The organism is Nocardioides iriomotensis, assembly GCF_004168035.1.
GTDB classification, from domain to species: domain Bacteria; phylum Actinomycetota; class Actinomycetes; order Propionibacteriales; family Nocardioidaceae; genus Nocardioides_B; species Nocardioides_B iriomotensis.
This window is the reverse complement of the sequence record NZ_SDPU01000037.1, coordinates 19,326-40,592: the sequence shown is the minus strand read 5'-3', so window position 1 is coordinate 40,592 and position 21,267 is coordinate 19,326. Positions and strand designations below refer to the sequence as shown.

Genomic DNA, 21,267 nt, shown 5'->3' with positions numbered 1-21,267 from the left:
CGTGGCCCGCCTGCTGCGGATGCCCGAGGTCGCGGCCAACGCCACCGAGGCGGTGCTGTCGGACTGGACCGTCGCCGAGAACGCGTCGTTCGCCGCCGAGGACACGATCGCCACCGTCGAGACCGAGAAGGCCGTCGTCGACGTCGAGGCGGAGGAGCCCGGCGTCGTGCTCAAGGTGCTCGTCCCGCCGGGCGCCCAGGTCGAGGTCGGCGCCCCGATCGCGGTGCTCGGCGACCCGGGGGAGCAGGTCGCCGACCTGGCCGCGCTGCTGGCCGAGCTCGGCGTCGCCGAGACGTCGCCGGCCGACGCGGTCGTGCCGGAGCGGCGGGACGTGCCCGACCCCGCTCCCCGGGTGGTCGAGCCGTCCCGGCTGGTCGAGCAGTCCCGGCGGGTCGAGCCTGTCGAGACCAATGGCCGGGTCTTCGCCAGCCCGCTCGCCCGCCGGCTCGCGAAGGACGCCGGGATCCCGGTCGAGGAGATCGACGGCACCGGCCCGCGCCGGCGGATCCTGCGCCGCGACGTCGAGAAGGCCGTCGCCGCGCGCGCCGCGACGCCCGCCCCACCGCTCGCCCCCGCCGCCGCACCGCCCGCGGGCGCGCCGTACGACGACGTGCCGCACTCCCGGATCCGCCGCGCCACCGCTGCCCGGCTGACGCAGAGCAAGACGACCGCGCCGCACTTCTACCTGCGCGCGACCGTCCGGGCCGACGCGCTGGTCGCGCTGCGCGCGGAGGTCAACGAGGGCCGCGAGCAGAAGGTGTCGCTCAACGACCTCGTCGTGAAGGCCGCCGCCGCGGCCCATGTCGCCGTGCCCGACATGAACGTCATCTGGACCGACGACGCGATCCGGAGGTTCTCGACCGTCGACCTCGCGGTCGCCGTCGCGACCGAGCGTGGCCTGCTCACCCCGGTGGTCCGCGACGTCGGCAGCCTCACCGTGACCGCGCTGGCCGCCCAGGTCCGGGACCTCGTCGCCCGCGCCCGCACGGGCAAGCTCCGCCAGGACGACCTCGAGGGCGGCTCGATGAGCGTGACCAACCTCGGGATGTACGGCACCGAGGAGTTCGCCGCGATCATCAACCCGCCGCACGCCGCGATCCTCGCCGTCGGCGCCGTCACCGAGGAGCCGGTCGTCGTCAACGGCGCGCTCGCGGTCGGGAAGGTCCTCCGGCTGACCCTGTCGGTCGACCACCGCCCCGTCGACGGCGTCGTCGCCGCGCAGTGGATGAGGGCGCTCGTCGACCTGCTGGAGCACCCGGTCCGCATCCTCGCCTGACCCCGAACCGGTGCGCGGACGGCCCCAGGCGGACTACCGTCCTCGCAAGGGGGTCCGATGGGCACTACGCGGAGATGGTGGCTGGTCGCGACGCTCGCCGTCGCCGCGAGCCTCGTCGCCGGCTACCTGCTGGGCGGCTTCGGCGGTCTCGGTGTCCTGCTCCTGCTGGGCGAGCTGGTGGGCGCCACCGGGCTCGACCTCGGCCACGCCGGGCCTTTCCTCCTGCTCGGCGCGGCGATCCCGTTGACCGCCGCGCTCACGTCCGTCCCCGCGATGGTCGTGGTGCGGTCGTTCCGCGGCGCGCACCCGGTGCTCGGGCCGTTCGCCGCCGTCTGCGCCGGGCTGCCGGTGGCCGGGTTCGTCGGCGGCGTCACCGGCACGTTCACGGCCGGGACGCTCGTGGCTGCCGTCGTCGAGGTCCTCGTGCTCGGCCTGCTGATCCGTCGGCCGGTCGGCGTACCCGCGCCGGCGCCGGAGCCGGTCGCATGAGGGACACCGACACCAGCTGGCGCTGGCGCGGTGTGGGCACGACCGCGGTCGCGGTCGGCGCGCTGTTCGCGACGGTGGTCGGTAGCGCGCTCGCCGTGCTGTCCGCCGCGGTGGTGTACGCCGTCGCGATGGCGACCGACGACACCGTGTCGCTCTCCACCCTCGTGGGCCTCTGGCTGGGCGGTGCCGTCGCGGCCGTGGCGCTGAGCCTGCTGCCCGCCGCGCTCGTGGTGCGGCACTTCGGCGGCGGGCACCGCGTGCTCGGGCCGGTCGTCGGGGTCGCCGCCTGCCTGCTCACGTGGACGGTCCTGTCCGTGACGACCGACCACCCGGTCCTGACCCTCGTCGCGGGGCCGGTCGTAGGGGCCGTCCTCGCCGGCGGGACGATCCGGCCGCGGCTGGTCTAGGTCGGGCCCATCACCTTCGCCGGGTCGAGGCCGAGCCCGGACAGCACGGCGCGCGCGGCGTTGCGGCCGGGCCGGCCGGACACCGAGCCGCCGGGGTGCGTCGTCGCGCCGGTCAGGTAGAGCCCCGGCAGGTCGGTCGTGTACCTCGGCCAGCCCGCGACGACGTCGACGTCGGCGCCCGGCCAGTGGAACTCGCCGCCGTGGCAGGAGCCGCCGAGGTTGTGCGGGTTGTGCGCGGCCACGTCGACCGGGGACTCCGCGCGCCACGTCAGCACGTCGCCGTCGCCGAGGCCGCCCGCGCGAGAGGCGACGATCCCGATCAGCCGCTCGCCGAGCTCGTGCTTGGCGTCGGCCCAGTCGCGCCCGTCGGCCAGCGTGTACGGCGCGATGGTGAGGATCTTGAACGTCGCGCCACCCGACGCCGGCGCCCGCGACCGGTCGACCACGGTCTGGTCGACGACCAGCAGCCACGGGTCGTCGACGGACCACTCCCCGCGCTCGTGGGCGTCCACCTGGGCGGCGTACCCGGCGGCGGTGCCGAAGCCGGCCGCCGTGCTGCGGATGCCCGCCGAGCCGAAGGTCAGGTCGTCCCTCAGGGCCGCGTGCACGGCGAACACCGACAACCCGGGCCGCCAGGCGTCGCGGGCACGCGCGAGGTCGGCGGGGACGTCGACGCCCTCGAGCATGCCGGCGAGCTGCTGGAGGTGGCCGCCCGCGACGACCGCGCCGGTGACCGCCACCGAGCGGCCGTCCGCCGTCCGCACCCGGCGCACGCCGTCGCTGCCGACCTCGATCGCGGCGACGGGGGAGGAGCAGGCGACCCGGCCGCCGTGGTCCTCGAGCAGCCGGACCAGCGCGTCGGGGAGCGCCTGGCTGCCGCCGACCGGCGTGGTCCACCCGAACGACAGCCGTCCCGCGGTCAGCGACGACGGCAGGAAGCCCGTGCCGGGGCGGCGCGGGTCCTGGATCGTCGCCATCGCCAGCCACAGCACGAAGTCCCGGACCACCGGGTGCTCGAACCGCTCGTGCACGACGTCCCACGCGCTGCGCGAGCGCAGGGCGGAGTAGCGCCGGGCCACGTCGTCGTCACCGGGAGGGAGGTTCGAGCTCCAGCGACCGTGCGCGGCAGCCAGGCCGTCCTGCCACTCGCCGATCATGGCGGTGAGCTGCCGGGCGTCGGCGGGCGAGAAGCGCGCCAGCTCGTCGGCGGTCGCCTCCAGGTCGGGCCGCATCACGAGGGTGTCGCCGTCGGGCAGCGGCATCACGACCGCCGGGTCGGTCGTCAGGTAGGTGAGCCCGTAGCGCGCCACGAGGTCGAGCTCGTCGTCGCGGATCAGCGGGTTGTTCTGGATCAGGACGTGCGCGCTCGAGCACGAGTCGTGGGCGAAGCCGGGCAGGGTCAGCGGCTCGGTCCGGGTGTTCCCGCCGTACGTCGGGGACGCCTCGAGCACGAGCACCTCCAGGCCGGCGCGGGCGAGGTAGCCGGCGCAGACGAGCGAGTTGTGGCCGGCGCCGATCACGACGACCTCGACCTCGTCGGGGAGCGGTGGCGGGTCGGCGACGGGCTGGTCGGGCATGGCCGTAATCTGCACCAGTCCTGCACTCGTTTGCAATAGCCCGACGGGACCCGATGGGTTGCTCAATTCGTTGTCGCTGGGTGCTTGACAGAGTGTGGCGCCACTCACAAGACTGCGGCTAACCGCAATCGATTGCGGATCCCCGAGGAGGAAAGATGTCGCAACTCTCGACCCGGCGCGGGTGGAAAGCCGCTGCCCTGGGCGGTGCGCTCGTGCTCGCCCTCGCCGCCTGTGGCGGTGGCTCCAGCGGCGACGGCGACGGTGGCGAGCAGTCGTCGGAGCCGATCAAGATCGGCACGTCGCTGCCGCTGACCGGTGAGTTCTCCCAGCCGGGCCAGGCCGCCAAGGAGGGCTACGAGGTCTGGCAGAAGATGATCAACGACGAGGGCGGCCTCCTCGGCCGCCAGGTGGAGCTGGTCGTCAAGGACGACGCCTCCAACCAGAACACCATCGTCGCCGACTACAACGCGCTGATCAGCCAGGACAAGGTCGACCTCCTTCTCGGGACGTTCTCGTCGCTGCTGAACCTGCCCGCGTCCTCCGTGGCCGAGCGCAACCAGATGCTTTACGTCGAGCCGGCCGGCGGCTCGCCCGAGATCTTCAGTCGCGGCTACCAGTACCTCTTCTTCGCCCAGCAGGCCACGGCCGACAAGCAGGGCAAGGTCTTCGCCGAGTGGGTGGCGAGCCTGCCCGAGGACCAGCGGCCCAAGACCGCGGCGTACCCGACGCTGGACGACCCGTTCGCCGGCCCCGTCGTCGACGGGATCCGCGCGATGCTCGAGCCGGCCGGCGTCGAGACGGTCTACCAGGAGACCTACGCGATCGACACCAAGAACTTCGACACGATCGTCAACGCGATGAAGAACGCCGACCCCGACCTGGTGGTGAACGGTGCGCAGTTCGAGGACGGCATCGGCATGACCCGCTCGATGCTCAAGGCCGGCTTCACCCCGGACATGTTCTTCCAGACCAACGCCCCGTCGTTCGGCGACCAGTTCACCGAGGGCATCGGCGAGGAGAACACCGAGGGCATCATCTACGCCGTGAGCCACTCGCCCGAGGCGGACACCCCCGGCAACGCCGAGTTCGTCAAGAAGTACGAGGAGATGTTCGGCACGAGCGCCGTCCCGGAGGACGCCGCCGACGCGTTCGCCGCGGCCCAGGTGTTGCAGGCGGCCGTCGAGGCCGTGGGCAGCATCGACGACCAGCAGGCGCTCGCCGACTGGCTGCACGCGAACGAGGTCGAGACCATCCTCGGTCCGCTCTCGTGGGACGAGACCGGCGCTCCGCAGGGTGAGTTCCTGATCGGCCAGTGGCAGGACGGCAAGGCCGAGATCGTGCTCCCCGAGGACGCCGCCACGGCCGAGATCGAGGCCGGCTGGAGCCCGGGAGGCGCCGGCTGATGGAACAGCTGGTCCAGAACCTCGTCCTCGGCCTGCTCCTCGGCGGTGTGTACGCCCTCGCGGCCGGAGGCCTGACCCTGATCTTCGGGGTCATGCGGGTGATCAACATCGCGCACGGCGCGTTCCTGATCCTCGCGGCCTTCATCACCTACTCGCTGTGGAGCGGGCTGGGGATCGACCCCCTGCTCGCGATCGTCATCACGACGCCGGTCATCTTCGTGGTCGGCTGGGTGACCTACAAGCTCTTCGTGGCCCCCATCCGCACCGCGCCGATGGCGTCGACGGTCCTGCTGACCTTCGGCCTGGCGCTCGTGCTGGAGGCCGTGATGGGCACGATCTGGGGGAACAACTCGACCGCCATCCGTCCGGCGTACGGCAACGAGTCGTTCATCGTCGGCGACCTGTTCCTGCCCAAGGCGCAGGTGTACGGCGGTCTGGTCGCGGTCCTGGTGCTGGCTGTGCTGTGGGTGGTGCTGACGAAGACCTGGCTCGGCCGGGCGATCCGTGCGAGCGCGGTGAACCCGGCCGGGGCCGAGCTGGTCGGCATCAAGATCGGCTCGGTGGCGGCGCTCGTGTTCGCGATCGGCATCGCCGCCGCGGGCGCCGGCGGCGCGATCACCGGCATCCTCTACCCGTTCGTCCCCGGCGCCCACTACCAGTGGATCGCCCGGCTGCTCGCGATCGTCGTGCTCGGCGGCATGGGCAGCCTCAACGGAGCAGTCCTCGGCGCCGTCCTGTTCGGCGTCGCGGAGACGATGACCGCCGCCTACGTGTCGCCCTCGTGGGCGACGGCGGTGCCCTACGCCATCGTGTTCGCCGTGCTGCTCATCCGTCCGCAGGGCCTCCTGGGCTCCCGACTCCGTGAGGACGCCGTTCCAGCATGATCACCCCACGAAGCTGCTCGCTGCGCTCGCACCTCCGCGGGGACCCCGAGTGAACGCCGCCGCTTCCGCCGCTCCCGCGCCCGCCGCCGCGTCCTCGCGGTGGACGTCGCCCCTGTGGATCGGCCGCGCCGTCGCCGCTCTCGGGGCGGCGCTGCTCCTGCTGTACCCGGTGCTCAGCGACGACGCCTACTACCAGAACATGGTGATCCTCTCGCTGGTGTTCGCCGTCGGCGCCAGCGGGCTCAACGTGATCACCGGCTTCGCCGGCTACGTCTCGCTGGGGCAGGGCGCGTTCATCGGGCTCGGCGGCTACACCATCGGCGTGCTCGCCACCCGGTTCCCCGACACCAACCCCTGGCTGTGGGTGCCGGTCGCCGGCGTCGTCGCGGCGCTGGTCGCGCTGGTGCTCGGCTTCGTGTCGCTGCGCTCGCGCGGCCCGTCGTTCGTGATCATCACCGTCGCGTTCCTTTTCCTCGTGCAGGTGGTGGCGGTCAACTGGGTCTCGCTCACCAACGGCACGGCCGGGCTGACCCTGCCGCTGCCCACCTGGGACCGCGAGATCATCAACTGGCCCTTCTACTACGCGCTGGTCGTGATCCTGGCGCTGCAGCTGCTGATGACCTGGTGGATCCGGCGCACCAAGTTCGGCATGGGCCTGATCGCGATCCGCGAGGACGAGACGAAGGCCGCGACCATCGGCATCGCGCTGCCGACCGAGAAGATCCTCGCGTTCGTGGCGAGCACGGTCTTCGTCGGCATGGCCGGCGCGGTCTACGGCTACTACCTGACGTTCATCGACCCGCGCGGCATGTTCTCGATCCTGATCAGCGTGCAGATCGTGCTGTCGCTGCTGATCGGCGGCAAGGCGACGCTGTGGGGACCGGTCGTCGGCGCGTTCCTGATCGAGCCGCTGAACGAGATCGCCAACAACAACCTCGGCGGCGGCAACACCCGGCTGTTCCTCTTCGGCGGCCTGCTCGTGCTGGTCGTGATCTTCCTGCCCAGGGGCCTGCTGCCCGCCATCGAGTCGTTCCTGGAGCGGCGCCGTACCCGCGGCAAGGCCGGGCTCGTCGGCCAGCGCATCGGCACCGGCGGCAGCCTCGCCTCGCTCACCGACCGCGTGCAGGTCGTCGACCGGTCGCAGATCCCCGACCGGCCGCTGCTCGAGGTGACCGGCCTCACCAAGCACTTCGGCGGGCTCAAGGCCGTCGACGACTGCTCGTTCACCGTGCCCGAGGGGTCGATCACCGGCCTCATCGGTCCCAACGGCTCCGGCAAGACCACGGTGTTCAACCTGCTCACCGACACCATCCGGGCCGACAGCGGCACGATCGTCTTCGACGGCAAGCGCCTCGACGGCACGCCGCCGTGGAAGCGCGCGCACGCCGGTCTCGGCCGCACCTTCCAGATCACCCGGCTGTTCGGCGAGATGACCGTGCTGGAGAACGTCGTCGCGGTGCAGCGGTCGTTCTCGGTCGGCCAGCTCGGCCGGATCGCGGTCAGCGGCAAGGAGGCCGCCGCGGCCGAGGAGCTGCTGGAGTTCGTCGGCATGCGGGCCTTCCGCGACCAGCGGGCGCACGCGCTCTCCTACGGCCAGCAGAAGCTCGTCGAGCTCGCGCAGATCCTCATGCTCGACCCCAAGCTGGTGCTGCTCGACGAGCCCGCGGGCGGCATCAACCCGGTGCTGATCGAGCGGATGGGCGAGATGATCCGGGAGCTCAACTCCTACGGGAAGACGTTCCTCATCGTCGAGCACAACATGCCGTTCGTGCTCGGCCTGTGCGACCCGATCAACGTGCTCGCCCGCGGCCGGACGATGGCGACCGGCACGCCCGACGAGATCCAGCGCGATCCGGCGGTCATCGACGCCTACCTCGGCGACGACTTCCGGGTCGAGCCGGCCAAGCCCAGGAAGGCGGTGTCCTGATGCTGACCCTCCAGGGAGTGGTCGCCGGGTACGGCGGCGGTGACGTCCTCCAGGGCGTCGACATCAGCGTCGAGAAGGGCGCGGTCGCCTGCATCGTCGGGCCCAACGGCGCCGGGAAGTCGACGGTGCTGCGCACCGTCAGCGGGCTGCTCACCCCACGGCTGGGTGAGGTGCACCTGCTCGGCGACCGGATCGACCGGCTCGACGCCGCGCAGATCCTGCAGAAGGGCGTCTCCCAGGTGCCGCAGTCCAACGCGCTGTTCCCCAACATGACGGTGCGCGAGAACGTGCTCATGGGCGCCTACATCATCCGCCGCGACCGCTCGCTGGTGCGCAAGCGCTACGACCAGGTGGCCGAGCTGTTCCCGATCGTCGCCGACCGCAGCCACGACAGCGCCGGCAACCTGTCGGGCGGCCAGCGCCGCATGGTGGAGTTCGCCCGGTCGCTGATGCTCGACCCGGTGCTGCTGCTCCTCGACGAGCCGTCCCTCGGCCTCGACCCCAAGGCGCTGCAGACGCTCTACGAGTCGGTGATGCTGATGAAGGAGAGCGGCAAGACCATCCTGATCGTCGAGCAGAACGTCCGCTTCGGCATGCGGATGGCCACCGACGGCATCGTCATGGAGTCCGGTCGGGTGGTCACCCAGCGCGCCGCCCAGGCGATCCTCGACGACGAGGACATCGCGCAGATGTACTTCGGCGGCACGGTCACGCCCACCCCCGGCAGCGTCACCCCCGAGGCCCCCGTGACCCCGTAGCGGTCAGTGGGAGGCGCGCTCGCGCTTCCTGGCGACGCGGCGGTCGCGGAGGAGCGCGAGGGCGTTGAGGCTCGCCCAGCCGAACGTCACCGCGAGCACCTGCTGCCGGGTCTCGTCGTCCTCGGCGCGCCGGGCCAGGATCAGCCCGTCGGAGACGTCGAACGCGATCCGGGCCAGCATCGCGGCGGAGACGGTGCGCTCGGAGCGTCCGAGCAGGGCGATGCTGCCGACGGCCAGGTCGCGGGCGCCGTACGTCGTGGCGAGGACGTCGTAGCCGGCCTGCTCCGGCTTGTTGCTCGTCACGAAACGGCCGAGGTGGCGCGGCTCGGCGAGGGCGTACCCGCCGTAGACCATCGTCGCGGCGGACATGAGGCGGCTCCAGGTCATCGACATGCAAGCGGCGTACCCGTGAACGCGATCCTCGACACGTCTCGGACACCCCGTGGACACGTCTGGAACAACGGGGCCGGGGGTAGGGGTTGTGCGAGGAGTACCCGCACCCCAGCCAGAGGAGCGACATGCCCACCGGCACCACCGGCACCACTGTCCCGACCGTCACCCTCAACAACGGCGTGGAGATCCCGCAGCTCGGCTTCGGCGTCTTCCAGGTCCCGCCGGAGGACACCCGCGACGCCACGCTGGCGGCGCTGGAGGTCGGCTACCGCCACGTCGACACCGCGCAGATGTACCAGAACGAGAAGGGCGTCGGCGAGGCCGTGCGCGACTCGGGCCTGGACCGCGAGGACGTGTTCGTGACGAGCAAGATCAGCAACAAGCACCACACCCGCGACGACATCCTCGCGTCGTTCGACGGGTCGCTCGACGAGCTCGGCTTCGACCAGCTCGACCTCGTGCTCGTGCACTGGCCGCTGCCGACCGTGCGCGACTTCGTCGTCGCCTGGCAGGCCATGGAGGAGATCTACGCCTCCGGCCGCGCCCGCGCGATCGGCGTCTCCAACTTCCAGGTGCCGCACCTGCGCCGGCTCGCGCAGGAGACCACGGTGACGCCGGCGGTCAACCAGATCGAGGTGAACCCCTACCTCACCAACGACGAGGTCCGGGCGTACGGCGCCGAGCACGGCATCGCCACCGAGGCCTGGTCGCCGATCGCGCAGGGCAACGTGCTCGACGACCCGACGATCGTGCGGATCGCCGAGCGGCTCGAGCGCACACCCGCGCAGGTGACGCTGCGGTGGCACCTGCAGCGCGGCGACATCGTGTTCCCGAAGTCGGTGACGCGCAGCCGGGTCGAGGAGAACTTCGCGCTGTTCGACTTCGAGCTCAGCGACACCGACATGACCGACCTGACCGCGCTGAACAAGGACGAGCGCACGGGCGCGGACCCGGACACCATGGCCTGGATCCCGAGCTGAGCCCGCGATGACCCGGCTCGTCGTCCTCGACGTCAACGAGACGCTGTCCGACGTCTCCGCGCTGCGGCCGGTCTTCGCCGAGGTGGGTCTCGGCGAGGCCGCCGCCGCGGCGTGGTTCGCGGGCGTGCTGCGGGACGGGTTCGCGCTCACGGCGGTCGGCGCGACGGCGCCGTTCGCCGACCTGGGCCGCGATGGGCTGCGCACGATGCTCGCCGACCGGCCCGACGACGCCGACGCGGCCGCGGACCGCGTGCTCGAGGCGTTCCGCACGCTGCCGCTGCACCCCGACGTCGCGCCCGGCCTCGCCGCGCTGCGCGACGCCGGGGTCCGCGTCGCGACGCTCAGCAACGGGTCGGCCGCGGTGGCCGAGTCGCTGCTGTCGCGGGCCGGGATCGCCGACCTCGTCGAGGCGTTCCTGACCGTCGAGGACGTGGGCGTCTGGAAGCCCGCCGAGGCGGCCTACCGGCACGCGCTCACCACGTGCGACGTACCGGCAGCAGAGGCGACGATGGTCGCCGCGCACGCCTGGGACGTCGACGGTGCCCACCGCGCCGGCCTGCGCACGGTGTACGTCGACCGCGCGGGCGCGCCCTACCCGGCGTCCTTCGCGACACCCGACGCCACGGTCCGCGGGCTCGACGAGCTCGTCGCGCGTCTCACCTGAGCCGGGCGGTCAGCGCCGCACGACGACGCGCGTGCCGACGCCGGCGAACCGCCACAGCTGCCGCGCCAGTCGTTGGCTGAGCCGCAGGCAGCCCGACGAGGTGCGCGCGTCGGTGCCGAGCAGCCACTCCGGGTGGATCGGTGCGCCCGTGGAGCGAGCCAGCGGGATCCGGTGGAATCCCACGCCACAGTTGGCGAAACGCGTGAAGTAGGGCAGCCACAGCCGGCCGCTGTAGTCGGTGTTCATCCGGATCTTCGCGCGCCGACCGCACAGCGACCCGACGGTGTAGCTGCCGGCCCGGAGCTCGCGGGGGTCGTCGACCATCCCGCCCTGGCCGCGGACGGACCCGTCGGCCCGGACGAGCCACACGTAGTTCTGGCCCTGGCTGACCACGACGCGGCGGCCGTCGCCCGAGGCCGGGACCGGGCGCCGGTCGCACCGCACGGCCCGGTCCGCCCGGTCGGCCACGAGGAGGTGCCGGGTGCGGGCGGTGAGGCGACCGCTCTGGTGCAGACCGTTGGCCGCCTGGAACCGGACCACCGCGGCCCGGGTGTGCGGGTCCCGCGTGGTCGGCCGGCCGGCGTCGCAGCCGAGCCGGTCGAGCTGCCGCCGCGCCTCGCGGGCACCGTCGCCGGAGGCCTGCGCCGCCGAGGGGACCGTGGCCAGCAGCAGGGCGAGCACGACGGCCGCGAGGGTGCGCATGGCGAGCAGTATGCCGACTCAGGGCTTCCGGGTGTCGGTGTCGGAGGCGTCAGTGGCCATGGTTGCGCAGGCGACGTTCGACGGCGACGAGGAGCCAGACCGCGCCGGCGCCGATGGCACCCCACAGCACGGCCAGGCCGAGGAAGGCGTCACGGTGCGCCTGCGGCCCGGTCGCCGCGAGCACCACCAGGACCACGACGCCGAGCACGAGGACGGCGACGAAGGCCCGGGAGTACGCCCGCACGCCGGGCGGCACCTGCTCGCTGCTCATGCGCGTCCTCCTCCCCGGGCCCCGCCCGGCGGAAACCTGGGCAGGAACACCCACGCCGCGGCGAGACAGATGGGTATCCCGTCCGATGCGGGGGCGGGCCCGTCGTTCCTAGGTTCGACGCATGACCAGTCAGCACATCGAGACTCTCGTCGTCGGAGCCGGCCAGGCCGGCCTGGCGACGGCCTACCACCTGCAACGCCGCGGCCGCCCCGTCCTGGTGGTCGACGGCAACGAGCGCGTCGGCGACAACTGGCGCTGCCACTGGGACTCGCTGCGGCTCTACTCGCCGGCGCGGTACGACGGGCTCCCCGGACTGCCGTTCCCGGGCCCGGCCTGGCACTGCCCCGGCAAGGACGAGGTCGCCGACTACCTGGAGCAGTACGCGCTGCACCACCAGCTGCCGGTGCGGATGTCCACGCGGGTCGACCGGCTCGCGGCCCGGCCGGGCGGCGGCTTCGTCGCCTCGGTGGGGCCTGACACGATCACCTGCGACAACGTCGTGGTGGCGACCGGGACGTTCGGCCGGACGCCGTACGTCCCGGCCTTCGCCGCCGACCTCGACCCGTCCGTGCGCCAGCTGCACTCCAGCGAGTACCGGCGGCCCGGGGACCTGCCCGACGGTCGGGTCCTCGTCGTAGGCGCGTCGCACTCCGGCACGGAGATCGCCCACGAGCTGGCGCCCACCCACGAGACCGTGCTGGTCGGCCGAGACTGCGGCAAGCTGCCGTTCCGCATCGACTCTCCACACGTCTCGCACCTGATGGTGCCGATCGTGTTCTTCGTCTTCCGGCACGTGCTCACCCGGCGCACGCCGATGGGGCGCAAGGAGATGCCGGAGGTCCGCGCGCACGGCGGGCCGAGCCTGCGGGTGATGCCCGACGACCTCGCACGGGACGGCGTCGAGCGCCGCACCGTGCGCGTGGTGGGCACGCGCGGCGGGCTTCCGCTGCTCGACGACGGCACCGTCGTCGACGCGAGCACCGTGATCTGGTGCACCGGCTTCCGGCAGCGCTTCAGCTGGATCGACCTGCCGGTCATCGACCCGGACGGCTGGCCGCAGGAGTACCGCGGCGTGGTCGAGGCCGCCCCCGGTCTGTACTTCTGCGGCCTGAGCTACCAGTTCGCCTTCAGCTCGATGCTGGTGATGGGGATCGGCCGCGACGCCGAGCACGTCGCCCGGCGGATCGCCGAGGGGGCCCGCCGGGCGACGCCGGTCGCCGCCTGAGCGACCGGGGGTGCGGGACGCCCCCGCGGGCCTATCCTCCGAGAAGAGGTGTTCGCGATGGGCGTGGTGGACGGACTCAGGGCGGCTCGGGAGGCCTACGAGCGGCGGGACTGGCTGGCGGCGTACGACGTGCTCTCCGACGTCGAGCCGGAGGACCTGGGCGCCGACGACTTCGCCCGGCTGGCCACCACCGCCCACCTGCTCGGCCGGCGCAACGACGCGGTCCTCGCGATGCAGCGGGCGTACCAGGCCCACCTGGGGGCGGGCGAGGTCCTGGCCGCGGTGCGATGCGGCTTCTGGCTCTCGATGGTGCTCTCGTCGGCCGGCGAGGGCGCCGTCGCCGGTGGCTGGACCGCCCGGGCCGACCGGCTCCTCGCGGACGTCGACGGCGACGTCGTGGAGCGCGGCTACCTGCGGGCGCGGCACATGTTCGAGGCCATCGAGGAGGGCCGCTTCCCCGACGCCCTCGCGGACGCCGTGGCGGTCGCGGACTACGGCCGCCGGTTCGGCGACCCGGACCTCGTCGCGCTCGGCCTCGTCGCCCAGGGCCGGATGCTCCTGTACGCCGGGGACGTCCCGGCCGGGCTGCGGCTGCTGGACGAGGCGATGGTCGCCGTCGCGACGGGCGAGCTCGCCGCGATCTTCGCCGGCGAGGTCTACTGCACGATGATCGAGGGCTGCCAGGAGGTCTCGGACTTCGGCCGGGTCGCCGAGTGGACCGAGGCGCTGCACGCCTGGTGCGAGGCCCAGCCGGACCTGGTGCTGTTCACCGGGCAGTGCGCGGTGCACCGGGCCCAGATCATGCGGCTGCGGGGCGCGTTCGCCGACGCCGTCGACGAGCTCGACCGCGCCGAGCGGCGCTATCTCGCGGCCGGCTCGCCGGCGCCCGCCGGGCTGGCGATGGCCGAGCGCGGCGACGTGCTCCGCATCGTCGGCGACCTCTACGGGGCCGAGCTGTCCTACGCCGCCGCCGACCGCTACGGCCACGAGCCGCAGCCGGGTCGCGCCCTGCTCCGGCTCGCGCAGGGTCGCGTGGAGGAGGCCGTGAGCACGGCCCGGCGCCTGCTCGCCGAGCCACGCGACGACGTGCACCGCTCGCAGCTGCTTCCCGCGGCGGTCGAGGTGCTGCTCGCGGCGGGTGCGGTCGACGAAGCCGCGACCCACGCCGGCGAGCTCGCCGACCTGGCCGACCGCTTCGGCTGCCCGGGCCTGGTCGGCTGGGCGGGCCACGCCGTCGCGGCCGTCGCGATCGCCACGGGCGACGCCGCGTCGGCGCTGCCCCGGCTGCGCCGGAGCCAGGGCGTGTGGGCTGGGTTGGGTGCGCCCTACGAGGCCGCCCGCTGCCGCGTCCTCACCGGCCGGGCCTACCTCGCGCTCGGCGACGAGGGCTCGGCCGAGCTGGCGCTGACCGCCGCCCGGGAGGCCTTCGACGCGCTGGGCGTCCCGGCCGATGCGCCGGACACCGGCGCCGCGGTCCCGGCCGACCTGCCCGCGGGGCTGACCGCGCGCGAGGTCGAGGTGCTGCGGCTCGTCGCCGCCGGTCGCAGCAACGCCGAGATCGCGCTCACCCTCGTGCTGAGCGAGAAGACCGTGGCGCGGCACCTCTCCAACATCTTCGGCAAGCTGGCCGTGCCCTCGCGCACGGCCGCGGCCGCCTACGCGTTCGAGCACCGGCTGGTCTGAGCCTGCCTCCACGCCGGCCGCCCGCCCTACCCTGGCCGCGTGCGGATGTTCGTCGCCCTGGTCCCGCCCGACGACGCGGTCGAGGACCTCGCCGAGTTCCTCGGCCCCCGCCAGGAGGCCGGCGGCGGGCTGCGCTGGACCGTGCCCGAGCAGTGGCACGTGACGCTCGCGTTCCTCGGCGACGTGCACGACCGGCACCTCGACGACCTCGTGGAGCGGCTTGGCCGCGCCGCCGCCCGCCGTACCCCCGTGGACTTGGCGCTCGCCGGGGCGGGCGCGTTCCCGAACCCGGCCCGCGCGAAGGTGCTGTGGACCGGCGTCGACGCCGGCGGCGACCCCACCGCCGAGGAGGAGGTACGGCGGATGGCGACCGGCGCGCGCGCCGCCGGCGCCAAGTCCGGGGCCGGCGAGGACGGCGGCCGGTTCCACCCGCACGTCACACTCGCCCGCGTCGGTCGCCCGATCGAGGCGACTCGCTGGCTGCGGGTGCTCGACCACTACAACGGCCCGGTGTGGCCCGCCGACACCTGGACGCTCGTCGAGTCGCACCTGGGGGAGGGTCCGCGGCGGCGGCCGCGCTACGAGGTGGTCGAGACCTTCCCGGTCGGCCGCGCGGCACGGACGGAAACCCCCGCGTAACCCCACCGTGAGAAGGTCACCGCGTGCACGTCACGCGGATCGGCTTCACCCCCGTCAAGGGCGGTCGCCACGTCGCGCACCCGCGCGCCGAGATCGGTCCTGCCGGGCCGGAGGGCGACCGGGTGCTGTGCCTGCTCGACCCCGCCCGCGACCGCGTGCTCCGGACGGTTCAGCACCCGGCACTGCTGCGCACGGTCCCGACGCTGGCCGGTGACCGGCTCGACGTCGAGCTCGACGGCGCCGTCGTGTCGGGGCCCCTGGCGCCGGGCGGGGAGGTGCGGAAGGTCGACTACTGGGGCCGGCTCGCCGAGGTGGAGCTGCTCGACGGTCCCTGGAACGCCCTCTACGCACGCCTCACCGGGGTCGACGTCGCGCTCGCTCGGGTGGTCCGGGCCGGCGACGTCGTCTACGGGGGTGGGGTCAGCCTCGTCACGTCCGGCTCCCTGCACGCGCTCTCCGCGCGGGTCGGGCAGCGGGTCGCGGGCGAGCGCTTCCGGCCGACCCTGGTGGTCGACACCGGCTCCCTCGCGCCCGGCGCCGAGACGTCCTGGGCCGGCCGTGAGGTGACGGTCGGCTCCGCCGTGCTGCGGGTGCGCGGCGCCGTACCACGCTGCGCGGTGATCGACCTCGACCCCGTCTCAGGCGTATCGGACCTTCCGGTCCTCCGCGCCCTCGCGGGTTATCGTCAGGGCCAGGGAGAGCCGTGCTTCGGGGTCGACGCCGACGTCGTCCGCCCCGGCCGCGTGACCACGGGGGACGCCCTCGTGCTGGGAAGGAGCTGACGCCGTGCCGTTCCTGCTGCGCGTCGAGCTGCCCGACGTGCCGGGCTCTCTGGGCCGGGTCGCGACCGCCATCGGTGAGGCCGGCGGCGACATCGAGGCGATCGAGATCGTCGAGCACAGCCCCGACGGGACCGCGGTCGACGACGTGCTGCTCGAGACCGCGCACGGCGTCATGCCCGACTCGATCGTGTCCGCCTGCAACCAGCTCGACGGCGTGCAGGTGCTGTGGATCTCGCGGTACGCCGCCGGCGGCAACCTGTTCCTCGACCTCGAGGCCGTGGAGACGCTGACCCAGACGCCCGCCACCGCGTGCGACGAGCTGGTCGACCTGCTGCCCATCACGTTCAGGGCCGACTGGGGGATGCGGGTGCGCAGCACCGACGGCGGCCCCAAGGTGCTGCACCGCACCTCCGCGGCGCCCGACCTGCTGGTCGGCGACGCGAGCTGGTTCCCCCGTCCGCACGCGGCCCGGCTCGCGCTGCCCGAGGAGTGGAAGCACCTGGAGTCGGTGCTGGTCGCGGGCGCGCCGCTCAACGACGTCGACGAGATGGTGCTGTTCGGCCGCCGCGGCGGTCCGGACGTGCTCGACTCCGAGCTCGCGCGCCTGGAGCACCTCGCCGCGCTCGCGGTGTCGATCACCAACGCCGGGTGACCTCAGTCCGCGGGCTCGAACCCCGGTGAGTGCTCGCCGTCGATGAGGTACGTCCCGTTCTCGTAGGCGAGGTCGAGCACGGTGGGACTGCTGCCGTCGCCGAAGTTGTCGAACTTCACGTAGTAGGTCACCGTGAGGTTCTCCGGGTCCGGCTGCACCTCGAGGACCTGGCCGTTGGTCTTGCCGGACCAGAACGCCCGGTAGTTCTCCCAGCCACCGCTCTCGCGCTGGAACTTCGGCGTCAGCATCGTCCACGAGCGGCTCGGGTCGCTGGACACCGCGGCGACGTACCCGCGGATGAACTGGTCGATCCCCTCCGCGGTCGGAGCGGTCGGCGCGGCGCTCGGGGAGGGTGACGGCGACTCGCTCGGGCTCGGCTCCGTGCTGGCCTGCGTCGGCGAGGGCGACGGCTCGGGCGCGGCCGCGGGCGGCTCGTCGTCCCCGGACGGCCACACCGTGAACGCCACCAGGGCGGCGACCACGACCAGCGCGGCCGCCACCAGCGCGGCGACCAGGCCGCGTCGCCCGGCAGCCGGGCCCCCGGCGTTCCGGTCGTCGGCCGGGGTGGGCGCGAGCACGACCGGGGCGGCCTGCGGGTCGGCCAGGAAGTCGCGCACCTGCGCCATCGACCACCGGTGCGACGGCTCCTTCGTCATCGTCGCGGCCAGCATCGGCGCGAGCACGCCGGCGTCGTCCAGCCGTGGCGGCTCCTCGTTGACGATCCGGTAGAGGCCGCCGAGGACGTTCTCACCGATGTCGTACGGCGGCCGCCCGGAGAGCAGGTGGAACGCCGTCGCGCCGAGCGACCACACGTCGGAGGCGGCGGTCGCGCCGTGACCTGCGGCGACCTCCGGCGCGAGGTAGGCCGGTGAGCCGCTGAGCAGGCCGGTCTGGGTGATCGACGGGTCGGCGCCGAGCTTGGCGATGCCGAAGTCGGTCAGCTTCACCTCGCCGCGCCGGTCGACCATGACGTTCGACGGCTTCACGTCGCGGTGCACGATGCCCGCGGCGTGCGCCGCGGCCAGGGCGTCGGCGCACTGCCGCAGCAGGGGCGCCGCCTGCTCGGGCGTCAGCCGGCCGCGCCGCCGGACGTAGGACGAGAGCGTCTCGCCGTCGACGTACTCCATGACGAGCCAGCGCTCGCCGTCGTCCTCCTCGACGAAGTCGTAGACCGCGACGATGTGCGGGTGGTAGAGCCGGGCGGCCATCTGGGCCTCGCGCTCGGCCCGGGCGGTGTCACTGCCGGCGCCTCCCGGCAGGTGGCCGACGCGCTTGAGAGCCACCGGACGTCCGAGCACCTCGTCCTCGGCGAGCCAGACGGCACCCATGCCGCCGCGCCCGACCTCACGCTCGAGCGTGTACCTGTTCGCGATCACCGTCGGTCCGTACCCCTTTCACCCGTGTTCGATCGTAGGCTGCGGCTGTGCACGAGGTCGTCGCCGCGCAGACCGCGCTGGCCGCCCTGACCGGCCGGGACCGGCTCGACGCCCTGGTGGTGCTGGGCAGCGGCTGGGGTCCCGCGGCGGACGCGTTCGGCACCCCGGAGAGATCCTTCCCGATGGTCGACATCCCCGGCGTGCTCGCGCCCACGGCGGAGGGGCACGGCGCCGAGGCCCGCGTCCACGACGTCGACGGCGTCGCGACGCTCGTGCTCCTGGGGCGCACCCACCTCTACGAGGGCCACGGCCTGCGACCGGTGGTCGCGGCGGTGCGCGCGGCGGGCGGCGCGGGTGCGCGGCTCGCGCTGCTGACCAACGCCAACGGCTCGCTGCGCGACGACTGGGCGGTCGGCCGGGCCGTGCTGGTCAGCGACCACCTGAACCAGACCGGCACGTCGCCGCTGGAGGGCGCCGCCCGCTCTCGACACGTCGACCTCACCGACGCCTGGTCTCCGCGGCTGCGCGCGCTGGCCCGCACGCTCGACCCGACCCTCGACGAGGGCGTCTACGCCTGGCTGCGCGGGCCGCACTACGAGACCTGGGCCGAGGCGGAGTGGCTGCGACGCGTCGGGGCCGACATGCTGGGCATGTCGACGGTCCCGGAGGCCATCGCCGCGCGAGAGTGGGGGATGGAGGTGCTCGGGCTGTCGACCGTGACCGCGATCGAGGGACCGGGCGCCGAGGGTACGCAGGGCATCGACCCGAGCGAGGTGGTGGCGGTCGCCGAGCGCACCGCCGCCCGGCTCGGACCGCTGCTGGTGGATCTGGTCAGGAAGGGTGCACGCACATGAGCAGCAGCACGCAGGTCGAGAAGCCGGGCTCGGGGTCGACCCTCGGCGTCGAGGCCAACGGCATCAACGTCATCGACGAGTCGGAGCGCCACGGCCGCCCGTTTGACCTGTTCTGGCCCTGGGCGGCCAGCAACATCTCGATCCTCGGCATGTCCTGGGGCGCCTACGTCCTCAGCTTCGGCATCTCCCTGTGGCAGGGGGTCGTCGCCGGCCTGGTCGGCGCGATCGGCTCGTTCCTCCTCGTCGGGCTGGCCGCGATCGCGGGCAAGCGCGGCTCCGCCCCGACGCTGACGCTCTCCCGTGCGCCGTACGGCGTCCGCGGCAACGTCGTGCCCGGCATCGTGTCCTACCTGCTGCTCGTCGGCTGGGAGATCGCCCTCGTCGCGATCGCGACGTTCGCCTCGGACACGGTGTTCACCCGGCTCGGCTGGGGCGGCGGCAACGCCACCAAGGTGGTGGCGTTCCTCTGCGTCGTCGCGGTGATCGTCGGCGCGGGCATCCTGGGCTTCGCCGCGATCATGAAGCTGCAGAAGTGGCTGACCATCGCCACCATCGTCGCGACCGTCGTGTTCATGGCGCTGACGCTCGACCACATCGACCTCGGCGCCGCGGCCGACGCCGCGCCCGGCGGCGGGACCGCGTGGATCGGTGCGATGCTCCTGGTGTTCACCGGCTTCGGGATCGGCTGGACCAACTGCGCCGCCGACTACTCGCGCTACCTGCCGCGCTCGGCGTCCAGCACCGGCATCGCGACCTGGACCACGGTCGGCGCGGCGCTCCCGGTCTGCGTGCTCATCGTCTACGGCCTGCTGCTGTGCGCGTCCGACCCGCAGCTCACCGACAAGATGTTCACCGACCCGGTCGGCGCGCTCACCACGCTGGTGCCCGACTGGTTCCTGGTGCCGTTCTTCCTCGTGGCGGTGGCGGGCCTGGTCTCCGGCGCCGTGCTCGACATCTACTCGTCCGGCCTGAGCCTGCTCGCGATCGGCCTGCGCGTGCCGCGCTGGGTGGCCGCCGGTCTCGACGGCGTGCTGATGATCCTCGGCTCGATCTACGTCATCTGGTTCGCCGCCGACTTCCTCGGCCCGTTCCAGGGCTTCCTGATCACCCTCGGCGTGCCGCTCGCCGCGTGGTGCGGCATCTTCCTGGCCGACCTGCTGCTGCGGAAGCGGGACTACGACGCCGAGGCGCTGTTCGACGCGGGCGGCCGCTACGGGTCGGTCAACGGCGCCGCGCTGGCGCTGCTGGTCGTCGGCAGCCTGCTCGGCTGGGGCCTGGTCACCAACACCTACGCCGCCTGGCTGTCCTGGCAGGGCTACCTGCTCGGCCCCTTCGGTCTCGGCGGCAAGGAGGGCGACTGGGCCTTCGCCAACGTGGGTGTCGCGGTGGCCCTCGCGGTCGGCTTCCTCGGCTACCTGCTGCTCTGCGCCGGCCGGGTGCGCCGGCAGGAGGACCGGTGACCGCCCCGGTGACACGTCTCGGCGTCACCGGCTCGACCGGGCGGCTCGGCGGCCGCGTCGCGCGGCTGCTCGCCGGTTCGGGCGTCGAGCAGCGGCTCCTCGTGCGCGACGCGGCGCGAGCGCCCGACCTGCCCGGCGCCACGACGGCGGTGATGTCCTACGCCGACGGACCGTCGGTCGAGGCAGCCTGCCGGGGGCTCGACGTGGTGTGGATGGTGTCCGCCTCCGAGGACGAGCACCGGCTCGCGGAGCACCGGTCGTTCGTCGACGCCGCCGTCGCCGCGGGTGTCCGTCACGTCGTCTACACCTCCTTCTACGGCGCCTCGCCCGACGCGACCTTCACCCTCGCGCGCGACCACTTCCACACCGAGGAGCACCTCAAGGCGTCGGGCCTGACCTGGACGATGCTGCGCGACAACCTGTACCTCGACTTCCTGCCGTTCTTCGCCGGTGACGAGCGGGTGCTGCGCGGCCCGGCGGGCGACGGGCGCGTCGCGGCGGTCTCGTTCGACGACATCGCGGCGGCGCTGCACGCGGTGCTGTCCGACCCGGACGCTCACGCCGGCGCGACGTACTCCCTCACCGGGCCCGAGGCGCTCACCCTCGCCGAGGCGGCCGCGGTGATGAGCCGCGCGACCGGCCAGGAGTACCGCTTCGTCGACGAGACGCGCGACGAGGCCTACGCCTCCCGTGCGGCCTACGGCGCGCCCGACTGGCAGGTCGAGGCGTGGGTCAGCACCTACACCGCCATCGCCGCCGGCGAGATGGCCGGCGTGACCGACCACGTGGAACGGCTGGCCGGCCGTCCGCCGCTCTCGCTGGCGAGGCTGATGCGCGGGGATGCCGCTCAGCGCTAGCGTCACGT

Annotated in this window: 22 protein-coding genes; 17 read left to right on the top strand and 5 right to left on the bottom strand. The window is 73.4% G+C overall.

All coding sequences use genetic code 11. The features are described from left to right. Nucleotide 1 precedes the first annotated feature (1 nt). From ETU37_RS22535 to ETU37_RS22525, 3 genes are read left to right on the top strand one after another with little or no spacing between them, the layout of a single operon-like run. Nucleotides 2–1,276 (top strand): dihydrolipoamide acetyltransferase family protein, encoded by a 1,275-nt coding sequence (locus ETU37_RS22535; protein ID WP_129989676.1) that lies wholly within the window; start codon nucleotides 2–4, stop codon nucleotides 1,274–1,276. 57 nt (nucleotides 1,277–1,333) lie between these two features. Further along, on the top strand, nucleotides 1,334–1,765 hold the full coding sequence (locus tag ETU37_RS22530; RefSeq protein WP_129989674.1) for a hypothetical protein: 432 nt from the start codon (nucleotides 1,334–1,336) through the stop codon (nucleotides 1,763–1,765). Beyond that, the gene (locus ETU37_RS22525) at nucleotides 1,762–2,172 is read left to right on the top strand and encodes a hypothetical protein (protein WP_129989672.1); all 411 of its coding nucleotides are present in this window, start codon (nucleotides 1,762–1,764) and stop codon (nucleotides 2,170–2,172) included. The genes ETU37_RS22530 and ETU37_RS22525 overlap by 4 nt, the downstream gene beginning before the upstream one ends. Here the strand turns inward: ETU37_RS22525 and ETU37_RS22520 are convergent. Further along, nucleotides 2,169–3,749 carry a phytoene desaturase family protein gene (locus ETU37_RS22520; protein ID WP_129989670.1) on the bottom strand — a complete coding sequence of 527 codons (1,581 nt, stop codon included), beginning with the start codon at nucleotides 3,747–3,749 and terminating at the stop codon, nucleotides 2,169–2,171. The genes ETU37_RS22525 and ETU37_RS22520 overlap by 4 nt on opposite strands. A 155-nt stretch (nucleotides 3,750–3,904) precedes the next feature. On the opposite strand from ETU37_RS22520, the gene ETU37_RS22515 reads away from it, so the two are divergent. From ETU37_RS22515 to ETU37_RS22500, 4 genes are read left to right on the top strand one after another with little or no spacing between them, the layout of a single operon-like run. Next, nucleotides 3,905–5,152 (top strand): amino acid ABC transporter substrate-binding protein, encoded by a 1,248-nt coding sequence (locus ETU37_RS22515; protein ID WP_129989668.1) that lies wholly within the window; start codon nucleotides 3,905–3,907, stop codon nucleotides 5,150–5,152. Then, nucleotides 5,152–6,036, top strand: coding sequence for a branched-chain amino acid ABC transporter permease (locus ETU37_RS22510; protein WP_129989666.1), 885 nt, complete (start codon nucleotides 5,152–5,154; stop codon nucleotides 6,034–6,036). The genes ETU37_RS22515 and ETU37_RS22510 overlap by 1 nt, the downstream gene beginning before the upstream one ends. 49 nt (nucleotides 6,037–6,085) lie before the next feature. Then, complete coding sequence (locus ETU37_RS22505) at nucleotides 6,086–7,963, top strand: branched-chain amino acid ABC transporter ATP-binding protein/permease (protein ID WP_129989664.1); 1,878 nt, start codon at nucleotides 6,086–6,088, stop codon at nucleotides 7,961–7,963. Further along, nucleotides 7,963–8,721 carry an ABC transporter ATP-binding protein gene (locus ETU37_RS22500; RefSeq protein ID WP_129989662.1) on the top strand — a complete coding sequence of 253 codons (759 nt, stop codon included), beginning with the start codon at nucleotides 7,963–7,965 and terminating at the stop codon, nucleotides 8,719–8,721. The genes ETU37_RS22505 and ETU37_RS22500 overlap by 1 nt, the downstream gene beginning before the upstream one ends. A 3-nt stretch (nucleotides 8,722–8,724) precedes the next feature. Here the strand turns inward: ETU37_RS22500 and ETU37_RS22495 are convergent, their stop codons facing one another. After that, on the bottom strand, nucleotides 8,725–9,114 hold the full coding sequence (locus ETU37_RS22495; RefSeq protein WP_129989660.1) for a hypothetical protein: 390 nt from the start codon (nucleotides 9,112–9,114) through the stop codon (nucleotides 8,725–8,727). Between the two features lie 125 nt (nucleotides 9,115–9,239). On the opposite strand from ETU37_RS22495, the gene ETU37_RS22490 reads away from it, so the two are divergent. Together ETU37_RS22490 and ETU37_RS22485 are read left to right on the top strand one after the other, a co-directional pair. Further along, nucleotides 9,240–10,094, top strand: coding sequence for an aldo/keto reductase (locus ETU37_RS22490; RefSeq protein WP_129989658.1), 855 nt, complete (start codon nucleotides 9,240–9,242; stop codon nucleotides 10,092–10,094). Between the two features lie 7 nt (nucleotides 10,095–10,101). Then, nucleotides 10,102–10,758 carry a haloacid dehalogenase type II gene (locus ETU37_RS22485; RefSeq protein ID WP_129989656.1) on the top strand — a complete coding sequence of 219 codons (657 nt, stop codon included), beginning with the start codon at nucleotides 10,102–10,104 and terminating at the stop codon, nucleotides 10,756–10,758. 9 nt (nucleotides 10,759–10,767) lie between these two features. On the opposite strand, the gene ETU37_RS22480 is transcribed toward ETU37_RS22485, so the two are convergent. Continuing rightward, nucleotides 10,768–11,460 (bottom strand): L,D-transpeptidase family protein, encoded by a 693-nt coding sequence (locus tag ETU37_RS22480; RefSeq protein WP_129989654.1) that lies wholly within the window; start codon nucleotides 11,458–11,460, stop codon nucleotides 10,768–10,770. 49 nt (nucleotides 11,461–11,509) lie between these two features. Continuing rightward, nucleotides 11,510–11,731 carry a hypothetical protein gene (locus tag ETU37_RS22475; protein ID WP_129989651.1) on the bottom strand — a complete coding sequence of 74 codons (222 nt, stop codon included), beginning with the start codon at nucleotides 11,729–11,731 and terminating at the stop codon, nucleotides 11,510–11,512. Nucleotides 11,732–11,852: 121 nt separating this feature from the next. On the opposite strand from ETU37_RS22475, the gene ETU37_RS22470 reads away from it, so the two are divergent. From ETU37_RS22470 to ETU37_RS22450, 5 genes are read left to right on the top strand one after another with little or no spacing between them, the layout of a single operon-like run. Next, complete coding sequence (locus ETU37_RS22470; RefSeq protein ID WP_129989649.1) at nucleotides 11,853–12,956, top strand: flavin-containing monooxygenase; 1,104 nt, start codon at nucleotides 11,853–11,855, stop codon at nucleotides 12,954–12,956. Between the two features lie 57 nt (nucleotides 12,957–13,013). Next, nucleotides 13,014–14,639 (top strand): LuxR family transcriptional regulator, encoded by a 1,626-nt coding sequence (locus ETU37_RS22465; RefSeq protein WP_129989647.1) that lies wholly within the window; start codon nucleotides 13,014–13,016, stop codon nucleotides 14,637–14,639. 45 nt (nucleotides 14,640–14,684) lie between these two features. After that, complete coding sequence (gene thpR / locus ETU37_RS22460; RefSeq protein WP_240755900.1) at nucleotides 14,685–15,278, top strand: RNA 2',3'-cyclic phosphodiesterase; 594 nt, start codon at nucleotides 14,685–14,687, stop codon at nucleotides 15,276–15,278. A gap of 23 nt (nucleotides 15,279–15,301) precedes the next feature. Continuing rightward, nucleotides 15,302–16,060: an MOSC domain-containing protein gene (locus ETU37_RS22455; RefSeq protein ID WP_129989643.1), complete on the top strand. Its 759-nt coding sequence runs from the start codon at nucleotides 15,302–15,304 to the stop codon at nucleotides 16,058–16,060. 4 nt (nucleotides 16,061–16,064) lie between these two features. Next, nucleotides 16,065–16,712 (top strand): ACT domain-containing protein, encoded by a 648-nt coding sequence (locus ETU37_RS22450; protein WP_129989641.1) that lies wholly within the window; start codon nucleotides 16,065–16,067, stop codon nucleotides 16,710–16,712. Between the two features lie 2 nt (nucleotides 16,713–16,714). On the opposite strand, the gene ETU37_RS22445 is transcribed toward ETU37_RS22450, so the two are convergent. Beyond that, nucleotides 16,715–18,088 carry a serine/threonine-protein kinase gene (locus ETU37_RS22445; RefSeq protein WP_129989639.1) on the bottom strand — a complete coding sequence of 458 codons (1,374 nt, stop codon included), beginning with the start codon at nucleotides 18,086–18,088 and terminating at the stop codon, nucleotides 16,715–16,717. 47 nt (nucleotides 18,089–18,135) lie between these two features. Here ETU37_RS22445 and ETU37_RS22440 point away from each other — a divergent pair, with 47 nt between their 5' ends. The 3 genes from ETU37_RS22440 to ETU37_RS22430 are packed head-to-tail and all read left to right on the top strand — an operon-like array spanning nucleotide 18,136 to nucleotide 21,259. Next, nucleotides 18,136–18,942 (top strand): purine-nucleoside phosphorylase, encoded by an 807-nt coding sequence (locus ETU37_RS22440; protein ID WP_129989637.1) that lies wholly within the window; start codon nucleotides 18,136–18,138, stop codon nucleotides 18,940–18,942. Continuing rightward, the gene (locus ETU37_RS22435; protein WP_129989635.1) at nucleotides 18,939–20,402 is read left to right on the top strand and encodes a purine-cytosine permease family protein; all 1,464 of its coding nucleotides are present in this window, start codon (nucleotides 18,939–18,941) and stop codon (nucleotides 20,400–20,402) included. The genes ETU37_RS22440 and ETU37_RS22435 overlap by 4 nt, the downstream gene beginning before the upstream one ends. Then, nucleotides 20,399–21,259 carry an SDR family oxidoreductase gene (locus ETU37_RS22430; protein ID WP_129989633.1) on the top strand — a complete coding sequence of 287 codons (861 nt, stop codon included), beginning with the start codon at nucleotides 20,399–20,401 and terminating at the stop codon, nucleotides 21,257–21,259. The genes ETU37_RS22435 and ETU37_RS22430 overlap by 4 nt, the downstream gene beginning before the upstream one ends. Nucleotides 21,260–21,267: the final 8 nt, after the last annotated feature.

Coding starts and splice junctions, on each gene's coding strand:
- ETU37_RS22530 (WP_129989674.1), top strand. CDS start 1,334: ATGGGCACTACGCGGAGATGGTGGCTGGTCGCGACGCTCGCCGTCGCC.
- ETU37_RS22525 (WP_129989672.1), top strand. CDS start 1,762: ATGAGGGACACCGACACCAGCTGGCGCTGGCGCGGTGTGGGCACGACC.
- ETU37_RS22520 (WP_129989670.1), bottom strand. CDS start 3,749: ATGCCCGACCAGCCCGTCGCCGACCCGCCACCGCTCCCCGACGAGGTC.
- ETU37_RS22515 (WP_129989668.1), top strand. CDS start 3,905: ATGTCGCAACTCTCGACCCGGCGCGGGTGGAAAGCCGCTGCCCTGGGC.
- ETU37_RS22510 (WP_129989666.1), top strand. CDS start 5,152: ATGGAACAGCTGGTCCAGAACCTCGTCCTCGGCCTGCTCCTCGGCGGT.
- ETU37_RS22500 (WP_129989662.1), top strand. CDS start 7,963: ATGCTGACCCTCCAGGGAGTGGTCGCCGGGTACGGCGGCGGTGACGTC.
- ETU37_RS22495 (WP_129989660.1), bottom strand. CDS start 9,114: ATGTCGATGACCTGGAGCCGCCTCATGTCCGCCGCGACGATGGTCTAC.
- ETU37_RS22490 (WP_129989658.1), top strand. CDS start 9,240: ATGCCCACCGGCACCACCGGCACCACTGTCCCGACCGTCACCCTCAAC.
- ETU37_RS22485 (WP_129989656.1), top strand. CDS start 10,102: ATGACCCGGCTCGTCGTCCTCGACGTCAACGAGACGCTGTCCGACGTC.
- ETU37_RS22480 (WP_129989654.1), bottom strand. CDS start 11,460: ATGCGCACCCTCGCGGCCGTCGTGCTCGCCCTGCTGCTGGCCACGGTC.
- ETU37_RS22475 (WP_129989651.1), bottom strand. CDS start 11,731: ATGAGCAGCGAGCAGGTGCCGCCCGGCGTGCGGGCGTACTCCCGGGCC.
- ETU37_RS22470 (WP_129989649.1), top strand. CDS start 11,853: ATGACCAGTCAGCACATCGAGACTCTCGTCGTCGGAGCCGGCCAGGCC.
- ETU37_RS22465 (WP_129989647.1), top strand. CDS start 13,014: ATGGGCGTGGTGGACGGACTCAGGGCGGCTCGGGAGGCCTACGAGCGG.
- thpR (WP_240755900.1), top strand. CDS start 14,685: ATGTTCGTCGCCCTGGTCCCGCCCGACGACGCGGTCGAGGACCTCGCC.
- ETU37_RS22435 (WP_129989635.1), top strand. CDS start 18,939: ATGAGCAGCAGCACGCAGGTCGAGAAGCCGGGCTCGGGGTCGACCCTC.